Source organism: Sphingomonas sp. 2378, from assembly GCF_038084995.1.
Taxonomy (GTDB): domain Bacteria; phylum Pseudomonadota; class Alphaproteobacteria; order Sphingomonadales; family Sphingomonadaceae; genus Sphingomonas.
Map to the genome: position 1 here is coordinate 1 of NZ_JAXCMJ010000101.1, position 1,572 is coordinate 1,572.

2 protein-coding genes are annotated in these 1,572 nt (G+C 66.5%); one reads left to right on the forward strand and one right to left on the reverse strand.

The genetic code is table 11. The features are described 5' to 3' along the window. Nucleotides 1-111: 111 nt before the first annotated feature. Complete coding sequence (locus SM191_RS19425; protein WP_445949888.1) at nucleotides 112-897, reverse strand: MauE/DoxX family redox-associated membrane protein; 786 nt, start codon at nucleotides 895-897, stop codon at nucleotides 112-114. A 33-nt stretch (nucleotides 898-930) separates the two neighbouring features. Here SM191_RS19425 and SM191_RS19430 point away from each other — a divergent pair, with 33 nt between their 5' ends. Next, entirely contained in the window at nucleotides 931-1,335 is a 405-nt protein-coding gene (locus SM191_RS19430; protein WP_341507641.1) for a MerR family transcriptional regulator, read from the forward strand. Nucleotides 1,336-1,572: the final 237 nt, after the last annotated feature.

Sequence of the window (1,572 nt, forward strand, 5' to 3'; positions counted from 1 at the left end):
CCGCCGCACACCCCCTCCACCATGCTGGCGCATGGTCCCCCTCCCCTTGCAGGGGAGGATATACGCGTTTCCCCGGGGAAACCTGTCCCTACGAGCACGGAAGGAGCGGGATCACCCGTGCTGCACCACCATCCACACCGCCATCGCGATCATCATCACATTCTCGGTCAGCGACAGAAACCCCAACGGCACATTGCCCGCCCCGCCGACACAGGCGCATTTCAATTCGCGCCGGTCGATATAGACCGCCTTGACCACCGACACCGCGCCCACGCCACCGATGAACAGCGCGACCGGCACCGAGATCCAGGTCAACACGCCCGCGATCATCAGCACCCCCGCCAGCCCCTCGGCAAAGGGATAGGCATAGGAATAGGGGACCCAGCGCTTGGCCAGCAGGTCGTAGTTCAGGAACATGGTCGCGAAGCTCTCGACATTCTGGAGCTTCAGCAGCGCGAGCACCGCCATACTGAACGCGACGAACCATTCGCCCGCGCGTAGCGTGAACGGCGTGGCATAGACCGCCTGGGATGCCGCCAGCGCCATGAGCGCGGTCATCGCGAACAGGGCGACGACCGGGCGATAGCTGGTCGCCTTGGGATCAGCCACGCGCTTGCCGAAGAAACGGCGCAGATCGTCATAGCCGCCCACCCGCTCGCCCCCGATAAAGACCTGCGGCGTCGTCTTCACGCCATGCTCGGCCTTGAAGGCGTCGGTTTCCTCACGGGTGCGCAAAGGGTGGTCCTCGACCGCGTAGCCCTGTCGGCGGAGTAAGTCCTTCGCCTTCAGGCCATAGGGGCAGGTATGGGCGGGCATCACCATGCGGTACAGGGTCGCGGTCTTGCGTAGGGGCGGGGGCGTCGCCATCATCTTCTCCGGCTGGGGTCCGATACCCATATGGCATGCGTACCATGGTACGGAGTCAAGACGATGGCCGACTGGACGATTGCCGGACTGGCGCGCGAGGGCGGCGTCGGGGTGGAGACGATCCGCTATTATCAGCGGCGCGGCCTGATCGACACGCCCGCGCGGCCGGAGGGGCCGGGATCGGGCGGCCGCATACGCCGCTATGGCGAGGCGGACGTGCGGCGGTTGCGCTTCATCCGGTCCGCACAGAATGCGGGCTTCACGCTGGAGCAGATCGGCGAGCTGCTGGCGCTGGACGCGACCGACGACCGCGCGCGGGCCAGGTCGCTGGCGCAGGACCGCATCGCCGCACTGGACGCCCGGATCGCGGAGTTGCAGGCGGCGCGCGACGCCCTCCAGACGTTGGCGAGGGAGTGCGGCAGCGGGTCGGCGGGGCCGTGCCCGATCCTGATGTCGTTCGATCGTTAGCGAAAATTCGGATCAATCGCCATTCCTCCCCTGCAAGGGGAGGGGGACCAGCGAAGCTGGTGGAGGGGTGTCCCCGTTGGCGAGTGCACCCTGTCCTCGCCAACGGCGATACCCCTCCGTCAGGCCTACGGCCTGCCACCTCCCCTGCAAGGATTCCTCTGCGAAACGGCTCATTTGTGACAGAGGATCTGGGCGAGGCTTTCGCTGCAGGGATCCGGTACGGGCCTTGGTCAGCTT

Coding starts and splice junctions, on each gene's coding strand:
- SM191_RS19425 (WP_445949888.1), bottom strand. CDS start 897: ATGGGTATCGGACCCCAGCCGGAGAAGATGATGGCGACGCCCCCGCCC.
- SM191_RS19430 (WP_341507641.1), top strand. CDS start 931: ATGGCCGACTGGACGATTGCCGGACTGGCGCGCGAGGGCGGCGTCGGG.